The organism is Anaerosolibacter sp. (assembly GCF_029240175.1).
Lineage (GTDB): Bacteria > Bacillota > Clostridia > Peptostreptococcales > Thermotaleaceae > Anaerosolibacter.
The window spans coordinates 1-21,617 of sequence record NZ_JARBTM010000003.1; the positions used below are offsets into that span (position 1 = coordinate 1).

Here is a 21,617-nt window from a genome sequence, read left to right on the forward strand (position 1 = left end):
ATATATCGTAACCAGCAGCCAATATATCGATACTTTAGAAACCCAAATCCCAGAAATTCTTTCGGAAAATATCTTGATTGAGCCTATGAATAGAGACACTGCCACATGCATAGGTCTTGCAGCTGTACACCTGTTGAAGAAAGACCCTAATGCAACCATGGTGGTACTCCCTTCTGATCATTTAATTTTTGATCAGGATAAATTTGTTGAAGTGATCCATGATGCCATAAACATTGTGGAAGAAACGGACTGTTTGATGACCATGGGCATTAAGCCCTCGAGACCAGAAACTGCTTATGGCTATATTGAGGCTGGCAGGTCAATCGCCCAATATGATTGTCCGGTTTATGTGGCAAAACGATTTATCGAGAAACCTAACAAGGTGAAAGCTATAGAATTTGTTAACAAGGGAACCTATCTGTGGAATAGTGGTATGTTTGTATGGAAGGCGTCTGTACTGATGGAGGAAATTAAGCGCTTCCTTCCTGACTTGCATAGCAGTTTGATGAAAATCAGTGATGCCATTGGAACAGATGAAGAAACAACCGTTTTAGAAGAAATCTATGAGGAGATTGATGGGATTTCTATAGATTATGGTATCATGGAGCGAAGTACTAGGGTTAACGTAATTGAGGCTGATTTCAGATGGGATGATATCGGAAGCTGGACGGCCTTTGAAAGATTTTTTGATAAGGATGAAAATGGCAATATCGTTAAGGCGCTGAATTCAAAAATCGATACCAAGGAATGTATTATTTTTGGAGAGGATCGGTTGATCGCTACTATCGGTGTAAGCAATCTCATCATAGTAGATACGGGAGATGTGGTAATGGTTTGTGATAAATCGCGGGACCAAGATATTAAAGAACTATTAAAAATTCTTGTGGAGCAGCAAGAACTTACAAAGTTTATATAACAGGAGAGACGATTGTCTCTCCTGTCTATTTCTTTTTCCCATGACTATACCCTTCAACCTTAAAGTCCTTAGACAATTCATTCATAAATTCATCATACCATGGACATCTGGCGCGAATACAAGTGGAAAGATGAATGGCTGTGACGCCTGATCCTTTCATTTCTGCTGCCCTATCTAAAACCTGCTGAACAGATTCTTCACTGCAGCCATTACAGTGGACAAAGAAAGTCATCTCATCCTCCTGTCCATAAGCCTCAAAGGCGCCAGTCCTTTGGTTGAAGGCCCTCGTACATCCGCCGCCGCTGCAGCGTTGAGATACCTCAAAGCAATTGATAATCCCTATTTTCTCCATGAAAAAATCCTCCCATAGGTGCTGATACATAGATTATAATAGGGTTTCTAAAAACGGTATGTGATAAATATCAATTAATGCTCATCATAAAAGACAGAACAAAAGCATTTCATGCTTTAGAATCAAAGGAAATGCTTTTGTTCTTCACAGGGAACTAATAGTTCCCTATGACGCTTCGCTGTAACCCTCCAAATGTTAGACATAAAAATCGCAAATTGCTCCGCAAATGCTCATGACGCAGCAGAGATTTCTTCGAGTAAGACTCTCAAAATCTCTACAGCTTAAATCAGCTGAAGGTTCAAACTCTTTGCGATATATGTACCTCTCAATTATTGGATTGTATAGCGGCAGTATTAGGGGTGAACCCCTTTAAAAATCCCCAATGTTAATGAAATTGAAGACCATAATTTCCTTAACATAAATAAATACTCCTGTCTGTGGTAGACAGGAGTATTTTATATTGGGAGGAGGTTATTACTGCTGGATTTCCATATAATCACAGGCAGGATCCTGATCCAATTCTTCTTTTGTATCGATTTGATCAATAGAAATATAAATAAGAACACATAAAACAATTAGAAGGATTTCCATACCTATCACCACCATAATTTGAGTTACCTCATTATAACATGAAAATATTCTGAATGATGGGATGTAATCATTTCGTAAAACAAATGTAATTTCTGTAATGAACTGGAAATTCTTTAGATTGAATTTGTCACTGTAAAGCCCTCCATATCCGTCCAAAATTTATCGAATGTATAATGATAATAAAGTTCAGGCTTATAATCGGGGTCCCAATTGGATAATAGAAATTTATGAAAAAGTGTATTATATTGTTTGCTTTCTCTTAGTAAGACAGGAAGGAAATGGTCTAACCAGGACGCCTTCGTGAAATCAAGGGCTTCCTTTAGCAGGGAACGATAAGTATCAAGAATTTCTACAAATAGTGTATAGAAATATTGGTCATATTTTTCAATGTACTTGACCATTTTTTTATATTTGTGATAATGGGGAGTTTGGAGAAACAACTGGTATTTTCCTCTCAAGCACAGATAGGTTCTACAGGGTAGGGTGCGCACTTCATAGGGAAGTGTGCATCCAAAAGGAGAGAGGAAACTGCAAGGCCCATCTTTCTCTCCTAAGCGGAATGCCAGCATCAATCTGTTCTCTTTTGTAGGGTCAAAACCATAGATTTCTACAGGGGTACCTTTTTGTATAATCTCTTTGACAAGAGATAGATCATAGGCTGACAAAAGACCTAACTCCAGCAGGCTAAATCTAGGGGTATAACCCTGACAGCAAAGTCCCTTGCCTTTGCAGGCAGAGACACAGTTGGTGATACCTGAACATATACCTTCTTCAATTAATTGAAACGGTAACCCTAGGTCTTTTTCTGTCATAGGAGATACACCTCCAAATGTAGAAACAATTTACAATTCCATTTTATTCCACAATGATGGGAAAGAAAAGAAGAATATTTCGACTATTGAAGAGATTCATAGACCCTGAGGGTATTTTTTGCTGTGTTTTCCCATGAAAACTGAGATGCGCGCTTTAAACCCTTGATGATCAGATCCATGGAGAGCTTCTTGTCTTCAAGGACCTGGATGATGGATTGAGAGAGTTCATCCACATCATAGGGGTTAATCAAAATAGCGGCATCATCCACCACTTCAGGAATCGATGTTATATTGGAGGTGATGGTCGGGCAGCCACAGGCCATGGCCTCAAGAGGCGGCAGACCAAAGCCCTCGTATAGGGAGGGATAGATGAATAGCGAGGCTGCATTATAAAAGTAAGGCAAATGACTATAGGGTGCAAAGCCCGTAAAAATGACACGATCCGTTAGGCCGAGGCGTTCAATGGTGGACATGATCTCCCCATGGGAGTCCTTGGGGGCACCGACAATCACCAAGGCATAGGTGTTATTTAGAGATTTGATAGATTGGGCATACGCTTGGATCAGTCCAAGGACATTCTTTCTAGCACTAAAGCCTCCCAGGTATAAAATAAATTCTTGATCGATACCATAGGAAGTTTTTATGAAGTGCTTCGCTTCTACATGATTGATCGGGTGATAGATTTCATCTGCTGCCAAATGGGTAACCACTACTTTGTTCTCAGGTATACCAAAATATTCTATGATATCCTTCTTGGAATACTCGGACACGGTGATAATCGCATCGGCATTTTCGACGATGGAGGGCATTTCCTCAACAAATCGCTCTCGATAGCTGTACCCTACAGTTTCGGGAAGAATGAAAGGGATGAGGTCATGGACAGTGACCACATACCTACAGAATTTTTCCTTGGGAAGCCCTAGACCATTCTGTGGAATATGGAATAGCTGTGCACTGCTTTTTTTCACAAGGTGAGGAATATAGTCATAGGTCCAGAAAGTTTTATTCTTTGTACCAACCAAATGAACATCGATATTTGCGTGTGACTGGAATTGGTCATAACCCTCTCCGGGCCAGAAAAATAAATATTGATTTTTCTTATCCTGCTTCAAGATATTTTTCAAAAGCTCATGGGTATAGGTGCCAATTCCTGTGCCCGCATAGAGTTTTGCACCTCTGGTATCTATACTAATCAACATAAGAATACCTCCTTGTTATGTATCGACTAACCATATAATATACCATCATATTCACCAAAGAGCCCGATGGTTACTTGAACAAGTCACACATTCCCATTCAAGTCATATAATACAATAGGACTCTGATATTGGGATGTGTTAAAGATGGGAAAGCCTTTTATATTAAATAATGACGTAAAACAGCTTATCATCGAACAGTATGGCATAAAGGTTTTTGCATGGGAGGAAAAGAAAAGGGTTTTTCAGCTTCTCACCGATGATGGACTGAAGCTTTTAAAGAAGGTAAACGCCCCCTATGATAGATATCTTTTCACCGTAGAAGCCATGACCCATGGACGAAATCATGGGTTTTATCATATTCCAAAGGTCATGGAGACCAAAGATGGAAAACTAGGTATACCAATGGATGACGGGGTAATCATGATGAGTCAATGGATCAACGGTAGGGAAGCAAATTATGATGACTATTTTGATCTAGAGATAACCACCAGTGCCCTGGCTCGGTTCCATCATGCAGCCAGGGGATTTGAGCCTAGTATCAAGATCGGGAGCCGGGTATTCTGGGGAAAATGGGTGGAGCATTTCCAGAAACGCTGCAAAGAATTGCAGCTGTTCAAGAAAATGGCCCAGGGCAAAGAAATAAAGGATGACTTTGACCAAAAGATTCTCCACTATACAGACTATTTCTATGATTGGAGCATACGGGCAATTGGACATTTAGAGAATTCAGATTACTACAGACTGTCTGAAGAAAGCCGGCGGAATAAAACCTTCTGTCATCATGATATTGCCCATCACAACGTACTGATAACAGAAGATCAAGAAGTGCATTTGATTGACTTCGATTACTGCATTCTTGATATGTCGATCCATGACTTGGCAAGTCTTTTGATTCGAAATATGCGCTATGGCTGTTGGGCCTTGGATAAGGCATATTTCATATGGAACACTTACAATCGAGAAAAACCCATTTTGGCAGAGGAAATAGGTGTGATCAAGGCATTTATGGAATTCCCCCAGGAGTTTTGGCAGATTGGTCTTCAATATTATGTGGAAAAGCAGCCTTGGGCGGAAGAGGTATTTCATAGAAGATTGGATCGGATTTTAGATGATATACCTTTACGAGAGGTTTTTATGAAAAAATTTTTGGTATAAAGGAGAGTAGGAATATGGAGGATGACAACAGAAAAGTTCTTCGTATATCCAGTTTGGAAGAGTATCGCAGAAGATGGATGGAAGAACTGGAGTTTATTCTGGATACCATGGATCAAATACCCGATGAGGAACGAATGATGGTGAAGGACTATATGTCACGAGCCATAGAATTTGTGGAAGTGGGCGATATAAATACTTCTGCCCAATATAGGAATTTGGAAACCTATGAGGAAAAAATTAAAGAAACAAAGCAAGAAATAAAGTATTTGAAGAAGTTGAGGAAGAAAAAAGAAGAGTTGGAAGAAAAGAAGATAAAGCGGTATAAAATTTTACGTAAATTATATAAAGAAGATCGACTCGATCCCACGTTGGAGGATGAGTATAAGGCATTGAGAGAAGAGTTTAAATATAAAAAGAGTCACGACTAAGGGGGGGGAGTTATGGCTGGAGATACGAAGCCTTTAGTAGTGAGCATCCGAAAAAGTTATGGTATAGATGTCCATGAAATGATAGCCCAGCGCAAAGATTGGATTTTGAATACAAACCAAGGGACATTTTTGCTAAAAGCCATGAACCATAGTGAGGCAGAAGCACTCTTTCATTATTCTATCTATCAGCATGTGAAGGGCAAAGAATTTGACGCTATATTGGATGTGCTTCCCACTAGAGAGGGGAAGCCTTACATGGCTGCAGAGGAAGGTCTTTTTCAGATCATATCCTGGGGAAATCATGATTTTATTCGATATGAGTCTCCTGTGCTGTTGGATGAGGTAATCCATACCATGGCATTGTTTCACCAGTCGTCGGAGGATTTTGAAGGTATTCCAGGGAGCAAAATCCGAACCGAATGGGGACGGTGGCCATGGGTTTTTCAAGCATATGCTACTTTGGGAAGTAAACTAAGACAGCTGATTCGGGAAAAACATCATCGAGACAAGACGGAAAAAGGAATTATAGAGAGTATCGATAGACATTTGGAACAGGCTATAGATTGTGTAAGCATGCTAAAGCAAATACCTTACTTAGATATGGTCAGGGAATCTATGGAGAAGCGGGAACTCTGCATCAACAACTTTACAAAAAAAACCTTTGTGAAAGCCCAGGATCAATCCATAAAGATCGTAACTCTAGAGGGTGCGAAACATGACATGCGTGGAATAGATATTGCTAATTTGATTTTAGTGAATATGGAGCAATATGAACGAGCGAAGGATATCATCGGTATATATCATGGGTACTACCCCTTGAGTAGTGACGATATAAAACTGATTCAGGCCTATATTCAGTTTCCCCATGAGTATTTTAAATTCATCGAGCGCTATTACAAAAATAGAAGTACTGGATCCGACAGTTATTGGCATAAAAAATTAAGAAAAGTACTAAAGATAGAGAAGCATCAGAAAAATTTTAAAAATCTAGACTTATGCGGGGTGATAAGAGATGATGCATGAGCCTATTGAATTGATCAGGGAGGAGGAAAAGACTATTCTTGTAGAATACATGCTGACACCAGATTTGTTCGAGGCCTACGGATTAAAAGTAATAGATATTGTGCCCAAAAGGGGTATCTACAGAATTGAGACGGACCAGGGTTTTAAATGTTTAAAAAAGATGAAATCTGGCCGCAAGGATATTTATTTCACCCATGAGGCCATTGAACACCTATCACAGAATGGATTCAACAAGGTCTCCAGGATTCGAAGAACCCTAGAAGGGGATCTATTTTTAACCTATGGTGATGATACCTACTTTATGATGGACTGGATTGACGGCAGAGAGTGCGATTACGAAAATCCCATCGAGCTGGATATCGCGGTGAAAACCTTGACTGAACTCCACAATGCATCCAAAGGCTTTATAACAAAACATGGAGATGAAGACAGAAACCAGCTGGGAAAATGGCCAGAAATATTTAAACGGCGTTGTGATGAGCTTATGATCATGAAGGAAATGGCTGAAAAGAAGCAGGAAAAAATCCAATTTGATGAAGTATTTTTGAAACACGCAGATTACTATTATGAGGATGCGCTGGCAGCTTATGAGGGGTTAAAGAGTTTTGACTATGAAGGTCTTGTGAAAAAAGCCAAGGATGAAAAGGGCTTCTGTCATAACGATTATGCTTATCATAATATCCTAATTTCTTACGACCATCAGGATGTAGCTGTATTGGATTTCGAGTATTGTATTTTCGACCTTAGAATCAATGATATTGCCAGTCTGGTCCATAGAAATCTTAAGAAGTGCTTTTGGGATATAGATCGAGCAGAATATATATTGAATAGATATCATCAATGGAGCAGTCTGAGTGATGATGAATTGAAGGGAATCTATGTATATTTAAAATTTCCCATGGATTTCTGGCGAATTGCTAACCAGTTTTATTTAGAAAACAAACGCTGGCGTGATGAAACCTATATTGGAAAAATTATCGATAAATCAGAGTGGAGAGAATTGCGGGAAGACTTTTTACAGGATTTTAAAGAAATGACCGGGATGTAATCCCGGTCATTTTTACTAGCAACGACGTTCGCATTGTTTTTTAATGGCTCTTCTTTCCTTTTCATAGCATTTATCAAGGGCATCAAGTTCATCCTCAAGTGCTTTTAAGCGGCACTCAGTTTCTTTGATAGCTTCCTTTAATGCACATCTTTTTCTGCAATACTCTTCTTCGAGCTTACACAAAAGGGCTTTGCATCTTTCGGCTTCTCTATCTACACATTTACATCTATCGTGATGCTTATGGCTCATATATATACCTCCTTAATTTTGATATGGGTCCTTCCCATACCAATATATTCTGTCCAATGGAAAGTGTTAAAGAAATCTTAGAAAGAAAGGTATATTTCCATAGTTTTTTTTGTAGTGTTTTCCCAACTATACTTTTTTGCCTGCTTTAGACCCTGATGAATCATAGTGGTATAAGTAGATGGATTCTCTAGCACCAGTGTGATTTTTTCTGCCAATCCATCGATATCATGGGGATCTACCAATAGGGCGGCATCGCCAACGACTTCGGGAATAGAGGTGACATTGGAGCAAATGGTTGGGACACCACATGCCATGGCCTCTAAGGGTGGTAATCCAAAACCCTCATATAAAGAGGGATATATAAAGAGGGAGGCGCCATTATAAAAGATAGGAAGCTCCTCCCATGGAATATAACCAGGAAATAGGACGTTGTCTGACAATCCCAAGGTTTCACATCGTAAGCGCAGCCGGTCATAGCTCCGCCCATGGGCACCCCCTATGACAAGGCAGTAGGTTTTTGAGAGTTTTTTTTGGCAAAGATGAAAGGCATCGATGATAGCCCCGATATTTTTTCTAGGACTGATACCTCCGATATATAGAATATATTCTCGATCAATACCATAGTGATCTTGAACATAGGTTTTACAAGAAGCTTTATTCATGGGACGATAAATCTTCTCAGGTGCCAAATGGGTGACGGAGATGTTCGACAAAGGAATCCCTAGAACCTGGTAAATATCATTCTTGGCATGGTTTGAGACGGTAATCACGTGATCAACATTTTTTACGATATGGTTCATTTGAGCCATAAAGGGTTTTAGGTAATTTTTACTGCAGGTTTCGGGCATAACATAGGGAATCACATCGTGGAGCGTGATGACATAAGCACAATGTTTGTCTATAGGAAGGCCGATGCCATTTTGGGGTACATGATAGATTTGAAAAGCCTGATCAATTAGGAGCTGGCCTACAATAGGAGCTTCAAGATAAGTATCCTTATGGGTATTTAAAGGTATTGATTGAAAATGCGCTGAGTCCATCCATGGAACTGACGCATCCTGTGGATAGAAAATCGAATATGTATTTTTTTGGTCCAATATATATAAATGTTGTAATAACTGACTTGTATAGGTCCCAATGCCCGTACCCCTATACCATACGGCGCCCCTGCCATCAATACCGATCTTCATCGTTCATCCCCCTTCAAAATACATGATATATCATTATATGCGGCGGGAAGGGGGAAGTTGACTATTTGGATACACGTAAGAGATAAGGTTTATCTTTATCTGAAATTTGTACAGTTTTTCGGTGCGCGGTACACGGGACACGGTGTCACGGATATTGAACACTCCTTAAATGAATGATTAAATAGTAGGGTTATAGTGACATAAGGACAATTATAAAAATTTTAATAACAAGAAGGAATTTAATATAACGAAATTGTATTAATATTTAGCGTATAAATTGTACATATAGTGAAAGAATCATCGGTAGGCAGTACAAAAAACCGGTTACCGTGAACCGTGCACCGGGTACCGAGAAAAGAATGAATAATTTAGAAGAAAATGAAACCACAAAGAGAGTATTACTCTTAGTAAGAGCAAACCAAGGAGGCGTGACAATGAGATTTATTGATTTAAGAAGTGATACGGTGACGATGCCTACGGATGCTATGCGAGAAGCCATGTATAAGGCGGAGGTAGGAGATGATGTATATGGGGATGATCCTACTGTAAGTAAGCTGGAGGCCTATGCTGCACAACTTTTGGGAAAAGAAGCTGCTTTGTTTGTACCTAGCGGAACCTTTGGAAATCAGCTGGCTCTTTTCACCCACTGCAAAAGAGGAGATGAAGTGATTTTATCCGATGACTCCCATATCGTCATGCATGAGGTTGGAGGGGCGTCGGTGATTGCTGGGGTGCAATTAAGAACATTAACAACAAAAAAGGGGGAAATGGATCCTCGGGAAGTTGCATCAAAAATCAGAGGTGAGGATATTCACTATCCAAGTACAGGGCTTATTTGTCTTGAAAATGCCCATTCCAATGGTAGAGTAATATCTTTAGAGAATATGGCAGAAATCTATGAGATAGGGCAAACCCACGGAATACCTGTACACTTAGATGGCGCAAGGGTATTTAACGCAGCTACCTATTTAGGCGTAGATGTGAAGGAAATTACCAAGTGTTGCGATTCTATTATGTGTTGTCTTTCTAAGGGATTGTGTGCACCTGTGGGCTCTATTCTGGCTGGATCAAAAGAATTTATTGATAAGGCAAGAAAAGGAAGAAAACTCATGGGTGGCGGCTTACGTCAGTCTGGCTTCCTGGCAGCAGCAGGACTCGTAGCTCTTCAAGAAATGGTGCAGCGCTTAAAAGAAGATCATGAAAATGCATTACTTTTAGGAAGAGAACTTGCCAAGATACCGGGAATCAAGGTAGACATGGAGGATATTCACTTAAATATGGTATTTTTTGATATGCAAGATACGGGATATGACTCCGATCAGTTGGTAGAAGAGTTTTTCAAGAGAGGCATCAAGATCAATCCAGCTGAGGATGGGATCATGCGCTTTGTGACCAACTACTGGATAAATACAGAGGATGTTCATCGGGTGGTGCAGACAATGAAGGAGCTGCTATCTGCATAAAAAGAAGAGCCCTTGAGAATATATAATATATCAAGGGCTTAGGTAATCATTGAGGTATATGTAAGAATGTAAGCATAGTAGAAACCTTTAAAAATGCTATTTACCCTTTTTGCGCCAAAAACGGAATACTCCACCCAGGATCATATAACCAAAGAGAACAAAGATCAGGGTAATAATCCGTTCATTTAGGGAGCCGTCGGCCATAAGAACAGGACCCATACCAAAAAAGGTTAACAGTAAAAATAAAACCAGAAAAATCAAATAACCTAAAGTACGATTGCCCATGAAATCACCTTTTCCTTTTAAAAGATATAATAACTTTATTATGCTATATACTATTATATTATATCAGAAGTATAAAATACACCTTTTGCTAAAGGTGTATTTTTTTGTGGAATTTATTAGATTTTACAGGGTGTAAAGCGATCTAAAAATTTAAACAATAATAGTGAGGATAAAAAAAGCTTATCCACGAAAGGAGAACAACTATGAATTTTAGAAAAAATGGGTTTAAAATCTTTGCGGTGCTATTAATTTTCTCTTTACTAATCGTAGGTTGTACACCTGCCAGAAGACCTATAACGGATCAGGCACCTGGTAGAACTGGAACTGGCGGTACTGGTACAGGCACTGGAACTGATGGTACTGGAACAGGAACCGGTGGTACTGGCGGAACTACAGGGATGGGAACAAATGACACCAATAATGGAATTATAAGAACACCTGGAACAACCAATGATATTGCTAGAAATACGGCACCTGTAGATGACAATAATGCAAATACACCTGGGGATACCATGGGTGGATCTAGAGGACAAGAGGGAGATATAGCTGGAAGAACAAATGAAGGAACTGATAGAACATCAGATTTAATAACTCCTGGAACTCCAGGAACGAACGGAACAACAGGTATAGGAAATGGCGATGCAAATAACACCATGGAAACAAGAATTATCCGAGAAGCTGAAAGAGTAAATGGAGTAAAAAATGCAGTAGTTTTGGTGAATAATGATGTTGCTTATGTGGGCGTAGACGTAGGAACAACTATAGCAGATGAAGACGCTGACTATGTAAGAGATGAAGTAATCAACCGTATCCATACTGCGATCCCTACCATCGAGAGAGTATATGTATCCTCAAATCCTGATACGCTAGGGAGATTACGAGGCTTTGGGAACGACATCCGCGGCGGAAGACCAATTACAGGCTTTATCGACCAAGTAGAGACTATGTTTAGAAGGACAATCCCAAGAACGTAGGGTTAGACGTTAGAAGTTAGAAGTTAGAAGATAAAAGAATTAAAAGAGCAGTGGGTGAGAAGTATAAGCTTCACACCCACTGTCTTTGTTTTCTAAATAAAAATAAATGTAATTATTATTTTGAGTTTGATACAACTTCTAGGGAGCGCCCCCTGTGGCGTTCCGTTTTGGAATAGCAAAATTTTAGATCTTTAAACGGAATGGCACAGGGGCCATTTACTACGAGAAGATAATGTGGAAAGTTTTTGGTAGTTCTATCCTCCTTGCACCCTTTCCCACTTCCACGGCATAGTATATATGGGGGGAGGTATGGAAATTGGATGCGAAAATAAAAGAGATTGTAAAGAGATTTGGCTTAAGGGTAAATAATATCATTCCCCTCCGGGCAGTGTACATGGTAGACACAAACGAGGGACGATTCTGCTTAAAGAAAATCAATTACACAGAGGATAAGCTCTTATTTCTATACAATGTAAAGGAACACTTGGCTGAAAATGGATTTGACCATACAGATCGTTATCGGCTCGCATACCAAAAACCCTTTGTGAAAAATAAAAACAATCTATATATCATGACCCGATGGATTGATGGAAGAGAATGTGATTTTCATAACCCTATAGAAGCAAAGGAAGCAGCAGAAAACCTAGGCAAGCTGCATATGGCATCCAAAGGATTTATGGCTCCAAAAGAAGTAAAAGTGAAGTCAGATCTAGGGAAGTGGCCAAAAACCTACTTGCAACGATGTGAAGACCTTATTGTCATAAAGAATTTAGTAAAAATGAAATCGGTGAAGGATAAAGTCGATATGCTCTTCTTAAGGAATGTTGATATGTGCTATCGAATGGGCATGAATGCTGTTCAGATGCTCCAAGATCACAGTTATGATCAACAGGTTGAATTGGAAGGCAGAGAAGGTTACTTATGTCATCATGACTACACGTACCATAATATCATTCTAGACTCAAACGGCAAGCAACATGTGATTGATTTTGACTATTGCAAGCACGAACTTAGATGCTATGACTTAGCCCATTTTATTATGCGGAATATGCGTCGATTTTATTGGGACTTTGATATGGCATTGACGTTGATCGAAGCCTACAATCAAACCCGAACTGTATCAGATAGAGAAATGCGGCTCATGGTAACCCTATTCCAGTTTCCACAGAAATTTTGGCGAATTTGTAATCGATATTATTATGAAAAATACAATTGGACCGAAGAAATATTTGCAAAGCATCTGTCAGAAAGCATCATTGACCTTCCTTTTCAGATGGATTTTTTAGAAAAATATTATAAAAAATTTTTATAGGGAAGAATTGTAGGTGATAGAATAAGGAACGCTAGTCGCTGCTCGCCGCTCGCTACTGGCAAAGAGCAAATGAAATATCTTTTCCGAGAAGCGAACAGCGAGTAGCGAGCAGCCACTACTCTACACTTCCATGTCCAATAAAATCTTGCAGCAAATCAAAGCGTCTATTCTTATGATAACCCGTAAAAACAATACCATCATATCCCCGATTTCGCTCTTTCCCATGATATACCTGTACAGCTTCGATGCAGTCGCCAATGATGGTTTTGGTAATCTGCTGGGCGTGATATTCGTCACGAATGGTAGATTGCAGTAAATCTGTGGAAATAGAGGCTGCTACTGAAATCACCAGGTTATTCTTAGCAGCTAAAGCTAGACAGACAGGGGGAATAGCCAGTTCTGGGATAGATATTTTCGTCAAAAGCTTACTGGAAATACCATGGGGACCATGGCTGGGGATACTATAACCAATGCTGTCAAAAAGATCAAGCTCTAGATTAAGCTGCTTACGGAAAGATAATAGCATCCGAGCCATAGAACTTTTTGAGGACATCTCGGGGTAACAGTTTGTCAAAACCATATCAGCTTTACCTTCCTGAAGATGGTCAATGAGCGTGTCGATAACGGAAGATAGGTCTCCATTCATATCTCCATCTACAAAGATTATGCCGTCTGCTTTTCGCTGTAGTGCCATCCAAGCGCCAACAGCTCTAGGAATATCCATGCCAAGGGGTTTGTTGCAGTAGATGTATTCAATACGTGGATCATCTATACCCTTTACGATTTCAAAGGACCTATCTTGACAGCCATTTAGTACAACGATGATCTGATCTGTCTGGGTTTTTAAAAGCATATGAAGGGTTTGATTGATCTTTTCCTCTTCATCTTTTACAGGAACAACTGTACAAATCATAAAATTACCCCATTTCCCTATAAGGCTAGAAGCATGGATATAGGTTATATATCACCTATCTGTCATTATATATTACGAAGTGGACCTTTTAAAAGTGATTATGCACCACACATATTTTCTCCACATACTATGATATTACAGAAAAATTCATCTGGGAGGAAATATTGAATGAACTATTTAAGGATAGGAGATTTGGTGGCAAGAAAGTCATATGACTATGATATATTGTTTAAGATTGTAGATATTGTGGAACGCCCAGGAAGACCAAGTACGGTAGTGCTGAAGGGCGTAGATCTCAGGATTGTAGCGGATGCACCTGAAGAAGATCTCCAAAAGATACCGTTAAATAAATTAGATGAGTTTCATCATTCCTACAGTAAGAAAATCGATAAGCTTGTAAAGCGTATCCTAAAGGAAAGAAATCAGAAATATGAGGGGTATGGTGGATTGACAAGAACAATACCTGAACATATCAGAGGGGGCATACCCTTTGGCAAGCCAGGTAAGGTATTGCATTTAGATGGAGATGGTGAGTATTTGGATGTTTGCTTAAAAACCTATAAACAGTTAGAAATTGAAGCTGTGGGGAAACAAATATCCGAATCTGATCAACCGCGGGTTATATCTGATCTTTTGCGGGAGCATGCACCAGATATTTTGGTAATTACAGGTCATGATGCACTTCTAAGGGGATACAAGGATTTTACAAATATTCAAAACTACAGGAGCTCCAAGTATTTTATAGAGGCTGTAAAAGAGGCAAGGAGATATGAGCCAAACATGGATGATCTTGTAATTTTTGCAGGAGCATGCCAATCTCACTATGAAGCTATCTTATCAGCAGGCGCAAATTTTGCCAGTTCACCCCATCGCATACTTATGGAGTGGAGAATGTAGAAGTTTAGTAAGTGTCCAAAAAAAAGGACACTTTTTTTATGGGATAAATAGGAAAACGGTTGGAGGTTAATATATTAACAAAGTAAATAATTACTAATAATGATGAAGATAAGGAAATATCAGAAATTTTTAAGTTGGCACTAGAATTGCAAATATAATCAAGGAGAAATTGGATAAACAATTAACAAACAAAAAGGGGGATTTTTTATGGGTAAATCTTACGAACAAATCCAAGTAGGGGATCAAGGTCATTTTGAAAAAACCATTACAGAAACAGATATTTATCTATTTGCAGGAATCACTGGAGACTTAAATCCAGCCCATGTAAATCAACGGGTGGCGGAAAGCTCCATGTTCAAGGGGAGAATCGCTCACGGCATGCTCTCAGCTGGGCTAATTTCAGCGGTACTAGGGATGTATTTGCCTGGTCCAGGTACGATCTATTTATCTCAAAATTTAAAGTTTATGGCACCGGTCTATATTGGTGACACCATAAAGGCTGTCGCAGAGGTAATTGAAAAGATGGAAAAGGGTAGAGTACGGTTGAAAACCACTTGTTACAATCAAGATGGAAAGATTGTCCTAGATGGAGAAGCGGTGGTCATTGCACCCAAGGAAAGCTGTTAAAATATTATCTTTATCCCTCAAAGCAGAAACAGATGGGCTAGGGATGCGTGTTCACTTTGTGAACACGTTCAGAATTTTTGAAATACTTACAAATACTAGAAAAAAGCGCAATTGAAGAAAAATGCTTATGTAAAAAAAATGAACACGCCATAAAAATTGGAATCGACAAGGGGTGGAGGTTGAGGTCGAGGGATAATCGTAGGGGCGATTCACGAATCGCCCGTGGACCATGAATATCGGGCGATTCGTGAATCGCCCCTACAAACTTAACCGTGATCTTGATCTTAATCTCAGTCTTTAAACGCGCCATTTCGCAAATATTGGTTTTTGGCATGATAATTGCTATATAGGATTCCATGAAAACATTTTCATAAGATGGGAGGTCGTTGGTGTGAGAGTAAAAATCGCCACAGCAGAAGAAGCAGTAAAAAGCATAACCAGTAATAGTACAGTTGCAACGGCAGGATTTGTTGGAAATGCAGTTCCTGAAGAATTAGAGATCGCGTTAGAGAAACGCTTTCAGGAATCAGGAGAGCCGAAAAACTTAACATTGGTGTATGCAGCAGGTCAGGGAGATGGAAAGGACCGAGGTCTTAATCATCTAGGACATGAGGGGTTATTAAAAAGAGTAATCGGAGGTCATTGGGGCCTGGTACCAAAAGTACAGAAATTAGCTTTCGAAAATAAAATCGAGGCCTATAATTTGCCACAGGGAGCTATTGCCCAGCTTTTTAGAGACATAGCAGCAGGAAAGCCTGGAACCATTACCCATGTAGGGTTGAAAACATTTGTGGACCCTAGGGTAGAAGGCGGAAAGCTAAATAGTGTGACCAAGGAAGATGTGGTAGAGGTAGTAGAAATTTTAGGAAAAGAATACTTGCTATATAAAGCTTTTCCAATTGACTTTGCTTTGATCAGAGGTACTTATGCCGATGAAAATGGTAATGTTACTATGGAAAAGGAAGTAGGAACTTTAGAAGTCCTTTCCATGGCCCAGGCAGTGAAGAACTCAGGAGGAAAGGTAATCGTTCAGGTACAGAAGGTGGTAAAGGCAGGCGTTCTAGATCCTAGATTGGTAAAGATTCCGGGAATTTATGTCGATACTATCGTACCCGTAGCAGATATGAAGAATCATATGCAGACCTTTGCAGAGAGCTATAACCCTGCGTATACAGGAGAGATTCAGATTCCAGTAAACTCAGTAAAACCATTAGAATTAGACGATAGAAAGATTATAGCCCGTAGAGCCGCCATGGAACTTATCCCAAATGCCATTGTAAATCTTGGCATCGGTATGCCAGAAGGGGTTGCTGTTGTAGCAAACGAAGAAGGCGTGGGCGATCAGATGATCCTTACGGTAGAACCAGGACCTATTGGAGGAATTCCAGCGGGTGGACAGAGCTTCGGTGCAGCCATCAATGCAGAGGCCATCATTGACCAGCCTTATCAGTTCGATTTCTATGATGGCGGCGGATTGGATGTGGCTTTCCTAGGATTGGCCCAATGTGACCAAGCAGGAAATATCAATGTAAGTAAATTTGGACCCAAAATCGCAGGAGCGGGTGGATTCATCAATATCACGCAAAATGCAAAGAAAGTTATTTTCTGCGGAACCTTTACCGCTGGCGGATTGCAAATCACTACAGCCGATGGAAAGCTCATCATTGAAAATGAAGGAAAAGTAAAGAAATTTATTGAGCAAGTAGAACAGATTACTTTCAGTGGTCAGTATGCTGCAGAGAACAAGCAGCCTGTACTATATATTACAGAAAGGGCTGTGTTTGAACTGAAAGATGGTGGGGTTGTATTAACAGAGATCGCACCAGGCGTGGATCTGGAGAAAGATATTTTGCGCCATATGGATTTCAAACCAATCATTAGTGAAAACTTAAAAGTAATGGATGCAAGGATTTTTAAAGAAGAGAAGATGGGATTACAATTGTAGTATCCTTCCATGGCCCCTTTGGGGGCCAACCCTTAACTAGATGATATTATCATTATCATAAACTCATTAAATATTATAATAAGGAGGTATATTCATGGGTGTTTTAGGTATTATTATTTCTTTAGGGTTATTGATGTACTTGGCCTATAGGGGCATCACAGTATTGGTATTGGCCCCGATTCTTGCTTTGCTAGCTGTATTGCTGGGTGGGCAGGGTGACTTATTACCGATGTACACAGAAGTATTTATGAAAAATACGGCAGGCTATTTAAAGACTTATTTCCCACTATTTTTACTAGGTGCTATCTTCGGTAAGTTGATGGACGAATCAGGCGCAGCAAAAGCGATTGCTCACTGGATCGTAGCGAAGATAGGAAAAGAAAGAGCGATCTTAGCGATTGTATTGTCTTGCGGTATCTTAACTTATGGCGGTGTTTCCTTGTTCGTTGTTGCTTTTGCCGTATATCCATTAGCCGCAGCGTTGTTTAGAGAAACAGGTACACCAAAGCGTTTAATTCCAGCTTGTATCGCTTTAGGTTCCTTTACATTTACAATGACAGCGTTCCCAGGAACGCCACAAATCCAGAATGCTATTCCAATTCCTTTCTTTAAGACAGATGCATATGCAGCACCTATCCTAGGTCTTATTGCAGGTCTTATGATGTTTGGATTGGGAACATATTGGATAACAATGAGAGCAAAGAAAATGATCGCCAATGGTGAAGGTTATCTGCCAGCGGGTATAACAGATGAAACAGCTGCTACAGCTGAGGCGAATGTTGAAAAAGAGCTTCCATCAGTAGGCGTTGCAATGTTGCCAATTTTATTGGTGCTTGTGCTTAACTTCTTCTTATCCAAAGTATATTATCCAGGTGCAAGAGCAGAGGCGTTAATACCAGTTCTTGAGAAGTATGGTACGGCACCAGGAAGTGTTATTGGTATATGGAGTATTATCATCGCCCTTGTGGTTGCGATCTTATTTACGATCATCGTAAACTGGAAGAGAATCAATGTAATGGAAACAGTAAACAAAGGTGCCTATGGTTCTATGCTGGCTATCTTAAATACGGCTTCTGAGGTTGGATATGGTAATGTTATTTCTGGTTTGGCAGCATTTGCTATCGTAAAGGGTGCGCTGCTAGGTATTTCCTCAAATCCGCTGGTTACAACAGCTGTATCTGTTAATATTCTTGCAGGTATTACAGGTTCTGCTTCTGGTGGTATGAGTATTGCCCTAGGTGCTATGGGAGAAACCTTCTATAACATGGCAGTGCAAACAGGTATGAATCCAGAGCTGCTTCACAGAATTTCTACATTGTCCTGCGGTGGATTGGATTCTTTACCGCACAACGGTGCCGTTATCACATTGTTAGGTATTTGTGGATTAACCCACAAGCAGTCCTATGCCGACATCGGTATGGTTTCCGTAGTTATTCCATTGGCTACAACAGTCGTTGCTATTATCCTTGGTACAATCGGTATTGTTTAAAAAACCATATAAAAACAGAAGCACAATGTCTAAAGGCATTGTGCTTCTTATCAATTTTATAGATAAGCAGAACATATGAGATTGCCTGAGGAGGATACAGCATGGATAAGATGAGGAATAAAGAGATTGAAGCGCTGTTGACATTGGCGCCAACCATTTATAATTTAATGACGACCATCCAAGGAGAAGAAATCGTCATGACGATTTCAGATAGAGAAAAATTTCTGTTTTCAAGATGGCCTTCGGATTTCGACCTAGGCATCCGTATAGGTGATGTGGTGAAGGAAAATTCAGGGGCATTCCATGTAATGACGACAAAACAGCCATTACGAAAAGAAATGGACAAGAGTGTATTCGGCATTCCGTATATCGTTTATTGTCAACCGGTCTTCGAAGGGGGCCAAGTGGTAGGAAGCATCAATACTGCCATTAAAACAGTCAAGAAGGAAATGCTCTTAAATTCTGCTACCCACTTGGAAAATGTAACAAATGAAGTGTTTTCATCAATGCAAACCGTTGCAGCCAGATCCAATATTTTGCAAGAGATTGGAGAAGCCATGAGCAATGAGGCAGCGGCTTCTAAAGAGCAGCTTGCCAGTACCTCAGATTTCATATCTGGTATTAAGAAAATTGCTGATCAAATTAATCTTCTTGGCTTAAATGCAGCCATTGAAGCAGCTCGGGTTGGTGAGCAAGGCAAAGGCTTTATGGTGGTGGCAGAAGAAATCAGAAAGCTATCCACGGAGAGTAAGATTTTTGTAGACAAGATCCAACAGTTTCTACAGGGAGTAAAAACAACCGCTGTAGGCATAGAAGAAAAGAGTCGTTCCATGAGTGGGCATACCAAGGAACAGAGCGAAATCAGCGAAGAAATTGTAAAATCTATAGAAACCTTGTCTGAGATAGTGGGCAAGTTAAAGGATATCGCCATCAAAATCGGATAAAGTGGGATACCCTATTTATTCTATTCCTTTGGGATGAAGCATAAGTATCTTCATAAAGGAAACATGGAGGAGGGATTATTATGGCTGAGCAAAAGGTGAAGGTGACCCGTCATTTCACAGGAAAAAAGCCCCTCGCAGAAGTTCTCAAGGAGATTATTTTGCTCAAGTGGAAGAGTAAATAGGGGGAATTTATTTTGCGGTGTGCTGTATATGCTAGGGTTTCTACGGAAATGGAAACCCAGAAAACCAGTATCGCACATCAGATAAAATTTTTCGAAAAGTACATTCAAGAGAAGGGCTGGCACTTATATCGAGTCTATGAGGATATGGAAAGCGGCAGGCGAATCGATAACCGAGATGGGATGAAGCAGCTATTAGAGGACAGTACAAAAGGGAAGTTTGATGTTATTTTAACCAAAAGTATCTCCAGATTTGCGAGAAATACATTAGAGGGGTTAAAAATTATTCGAGATTTGAAGGCCCTAAACCTTCGATTTGTAACCATCGAGGATGGGTTCGATTCAGAAGCCTATGATGAATTTATGTTCACTTTGCTCCTGTCTATTGCCCAGAAGGAGTCGGAAAAAATCAGTGAAAGAATACGATTTGGTAAGCACTGCAGGGCAAAAAATGGGCACTATAATGGCAGTGTCCCACCCTATGGCTATAAGAAAATTGACAAATATAGAATAGTACCGGCTGAGGATATATCTGTAGATGTGGTACAGCGAATTTTTCAGTTATATTTAGAGGGACATGGCCTATACAAGATTGCCAAGGAGCTCAATGACAAGGCCTATCCCACACCCAGTCAATGGATGAATAAATCAAATGGAAGCAGCATTTGGCATCAGAGCACCATTCGAAAAATTCTTTCCAATCAGATCTATGTGGGCAATCTTGTCCAAAATAAAAGTGCTACGGGAGATTTGCTGACGGGAGAACGAAAAAGAAATAAAGAAGAGGATATTATCCAAGTCGTGGACACCCATGAGGGAATTATACCTCAAGAGATTTTTGAAGAAGTGCAGCATAGATTAGCAACGAAAAGCAAAAAAAAATCGAAAGCATCTGCTCACCTTTTTTCAGGCTTGATATTCTGTGGATATTGCGGCAAGTCCATGCATTACAAAAAGGCAAAGGATGCCTATCTTTGTGGTACGGTGAACAAAATGGGGAAGGATAGATGTACGGGTGCCTACATCCATGAGAAAACATTGCTGGAAGCTATAACCCAGGACTTAAAAGGGTATATAAAGGAACATATTTCTAAAGGAGTTGTGTTACTGGCGCTGCAAAACGAAATAAACCATGAACTAAGAGCCCAAGGGAATGAAAGGGATCATAAACTTTTAAGAAAATTAGAAACGAAAAGAGGTAGGATTGCAGAGCTGTTTATCGAAGAAAAGCTGGACGAGGAGCTATATCGAAGAAAAATGTTAGAAACAGAAAATCAAATAGCACTTCTGCATGAAAAAATGAGGGACCTGGAAGAAAGGATTTCTTTAAACAACGAGACGTTGGTTAGTCAAGCTCTAGAAATCTTGGATCTAAAAGCTTTGGACCACATGATATTACAAAAGCTGATTGAGAAAATAGTTGTTTTTGGGAAAGATAAAATAGAAATCTATTATGGATTTGCGCTATAATGAAAGTGTACAAAAAATGAACATGATGTCGTAGGGAGCGGCCCCTGTGCCGTTCCGTAGAGGACATGTTAAATAGACAAGACATAGATCAATCTGTTTAAAAAGTTGGCAAGATAATTGCATAATAAATTTGTAGAATTAAATGAATAGATACAT

General features: G+C 39.8%; 21 protein-coding genes. 14 read left to right on the top strand and 7 right to left on the bottom strand.

Annotated features, from left to right (window positions below; all coding sequences use genetic code 11):
- On the top strand, positions 1-916 hold a 916-nt coding region (locus tag K0R93_RS02200), incomplete at its 5' end, for a mannose-1-phosphate guanylyltransferase (RefSeq protein WP_300296927.1).
- A 25-nt stretch (positions 917-941) separates the two neighbouring features.
- Here K0R93_RS02200 and K0R93_RS02205 read toward each other — a convergent pair.
- The 3 genes from K0R93_RS02205 to K0R93_RS02215 form a co-directional block, all read right to left on the bottom strand.
- Complete coding sequence (locus tag K0R93_RS02205) at positions 942-1,268, bottom strand: CGGC domain-containing protein (protein ID WP_300296930.1); 327 nt, start codon at positions 1,266-1,268, stop codon at positions 942-944.
- 704 nt (positions 1,269-1,972) lie between these two features.
- Positions 1,973-2,671 (bottom strand): YkgJ family cysteine cluster protein, encoded by a 699-nt coding sequence (locus tag K0R93_RS02210; protein ID WP_300296933.1) that lies wholly within the window; start codon positions 2,669-2,671, stop codon positions 1,973-1,975.
- A gap of 83 nt (positions 2,672-2,754) precedes the next feature.
- Positions 2,755-3,870 carry a glycosyltransferase family 4 protein gene (locus K0R93_RS02215; protein WP_300296936.1) on the bottom strand — a complete coding sequence of 372 codons (1,116 nt, stop codon included), beginning with the start codon at positions 3,868-3,870 and terminating at the stop codon, positions 2,755-2,757.
- A gap of 144 nt (positions 3,871-4,014) precedes the next feature.
- On the opposite strand from K0R93_RS02215, the gene K0R93_RS02220 reads away from it, so the two are divergent.
- Genes K0R93_RS02220 through K0R93_RS02235 form a run of 4 tightly spaced genes read left to right on the top strand, consistent with a single transcriptional unit; the run spans position 4,015 to position 7,524 of the window.
- Positions 4,015-5,025 carry a CotS family spore coat protein gene (locus K0R93_RS02220; RefSeq protein ID WP_300296938.1) on the top strand — a complete coding sequence of 337 codons (1,011 nt, stop codon included), beginning with the start codon at positions 4,015-4,017 and terminating at the stop codon, positions 5,023-5,025.
- Positions 5,026-5,039: 14 nt separating this feature from the next.
- Positions 5,040-5,453 carry a hypothetical protein gene (locus K0R93_RS02225; RefSeq protein WP_300296941.1) on the top strand — a complete coding sequence of 138 codons (414 nt, stop codon included), beginning with the start codon at positions 5,040-5,042 and terminating at the stop codon, positions 5,451-5,453.
- 12 nt (positions 5,454-5,465) lie between these two features.
- Positions 5,466-6,476 (top strand): CotS family spore coat protein, encoded by a 1,011-nt coding sequence (locus tag K0R93_RS02230; protein ID WP_300296943.1) that lies wholly within the window; start codon positions 5,466-5,468, stop codon positions 6,474-6,476.
- A complete protein-coding gene (locus K0R93_RS02235; RefSeq protein WP_300296946.1) occupies positions 6,466-7,524 on the top strand; it encodes a CotS family spore coat protein in 1,059 nt (352 codons plus the stop codon). The genes K0R93_RS02230 and K0R93_RS02235 overlap by 11 nt, the downstream gene beginning before the upstream one ends.
- Before the next feature lie 15 nt (positions 7,525-7,539).
- On the opposite strand, the gene K0R93_RS02240 is transcribed toward K0R93_RS02235, so the two are convergent.
- Positions 7,540-7,773, bottom strand: a complete 234-nt coding sequence (locus K0R93_RS02240) for a hypothetical protein (protein ID WP_300296949.1) — start codon at positions 7,771-7,773, stop codon at positions 7,540-7,542.
- A gap of 77 nt (positions 7,774-7,850) precedes the next feature.
- Positions 7,851-8,963 (bottom strand): glycosyltransferase family 4 protein, encoded by a 1,113-nt coding sequence (locus tag K0R93_RS02245; RefSeq protein ID WP_300296952.1) that lies wholly within the window; start codon positions 8,961-8,963, stop codon positions 7,851-7,853.
- Positions 8,964-9,397: 434 nt separating this feature from the next.
- Between K0R93_RS02245 and ltaE the strand changes: the two genes are divergently transcribed.
- On the top strand, positions 9,398-10,426 hold the full coding sequence (gene ltaE / locus K0R93_RS02250) for a low-specificity L-threonine aldolase (RefSeq protein WP_300296954.1): 1,029 nt from the start codon (positions 9,398-9,400) through the stop codon (positions 10,424-10,426).
- A gap of 96 nt (positions 10,427-10,522) precedes the next feature.
- Here ltaE and K0R93_RS02255 read toward each other — a convergent pair whose 3' ends face one another.
- Positions 10,523-10,711 (bottom strand): DUF6954 family protein, encoded by a 189-nt coding sequence (locus K0R93_RS02255; protein WP_300296956.1) that lies wholly within the window; start codon positions 10,709-10,711, stop codon positions 10,523-10,525.
- A 203-nt stretch (positions 10,712-10,914) separates the two neighbouring features.
- Between K0R93_RS02255 and K0R93_RS02260 the strand changes: the two genes are divergently transcribed.
- Together K0R93_RS02260 and K0R93_RS02265 are read left to right on the top strand one after the other, a co-directional pair.
- Complete coding sequence (locus tag K0R93_RS02260; protein ID WP_300296959.1) at positions 10,915-11,685, top strand: YhcN/YlaJ family sporulation lipoprotein; 771 nt, start codon at positions 10,915-10,917, stop codon at positions 11,683-11,685.
- 316 nt (positions 11,686-12,001) lie between these two features.
- Positions 12,002-12,997, top strand: coding sequence for a CotS family spore coat protein (locus K0R93_RS02265; protein ID WP_300296961.1), 996 nt, complete (start codon positions 12,002-12,004; stop codon positions 12,995-12,997).
- Positions 12,998-13,112: 115 nt separating this feature from the next.
- On the opposite strand, the gene K0R93_RS02270 is transcribed toward K0R93_RS02265, so the two are convergent.
- Positions 13,113-13,910: a glycosyltransferase family 2 protein gene (locus tag K0R93_RS02270; protein ID WP_300296964.1), complete on the bottom strand. Its 798-nt coding sequence runs from the start codon at positions 13,908-13,910 to the stop codon at positions 13,113-13,115.
- A 168-nt stretch (positions 13,911-14,078) separates the two neighbouring features.
- Here K0R93_RS02270 and yabG point away from each other — a divergent pair, with 168 nt between their 5' ends.
- From yabG to K0R93_RS02300, 6 genes are all read left to right on the top strand, one after another.
- Positions 14,079-14,807: a sporulation peptidase YabG gene (yabG, locus tag K0R93_RS02275; protein WP_300296967.1), complete on the top strand. Its 729-nt coding sequence runs from the start codon at positions 14,079-14,081 to the stop codon at positions 14,805-14,807.
- Between the two features lie 207 nt (positions 14,808-15,014).
- Positions 15,015-15,434: a MaoC family dehydratase gene (locus tag K0R93_RS02280; RefSeq protein ID WP_300296970.1), complete on the top strand. Its 420-nt coding sequence runs from the start codon at positions 15,015-15,017 to the stop codon at positions 15,432-15,434.
- Between the two features lie 391 nt (positions 15,435-15,825).
- A complete protein-coding gene (locus K0R93_RS02285; RefSeq protein WP_300296973.1) occupies positions 15,826-17,379 on the top strand; it encodes an acyl CoA:acetate/3-ketoacid CoA transferase in 1,554 nt (517 codons plus the stop codon).
- Positions 17,380-17,473: 94 nt separating this feature from the next.
- The gene (locus K0R93_RS02290) at positions 17,474-18,868 is read left to right on the top strand and encodes a GntP family permease (RefSeq protein ID WP_300296975.1); all 1,395 of its coding nucleotides are present in this window, start codon (positions 17,474-17,476) and stop codon (positions 18,866-18,868) included.
- A gap of 101 nt (positions 18,869-18,969) precedes the next feature.
- Positions 18,970-19,812, top strand: coding sequence for a methyl-accepting chemotaxis protein (locus K0R93_RS02295; RefSeq protein ID WP_300296978.1), 843 nt, complete (start codon positions 18,970-18,972; stop codon positions 19,810-19,812).
- A 194-nt stretch (positions 19,813-20,006) separates the two neighbouring features.
- Positions 20,007-21,461 carry a recombinase family protein gene (locus tag K0R93_RS02300; RefSeq protein WP_300296981.1) on the top strand — a complete coding sequence of 485 codons (1,455 nt, stop codon included), beginning with the start codon at positions 20,007-20,009 and terminating at the stop codon, positions 21,459-21,461.
- The last annotated feature ends 156 nt before the right edge of the window (positions 21,462-21,617 follow it).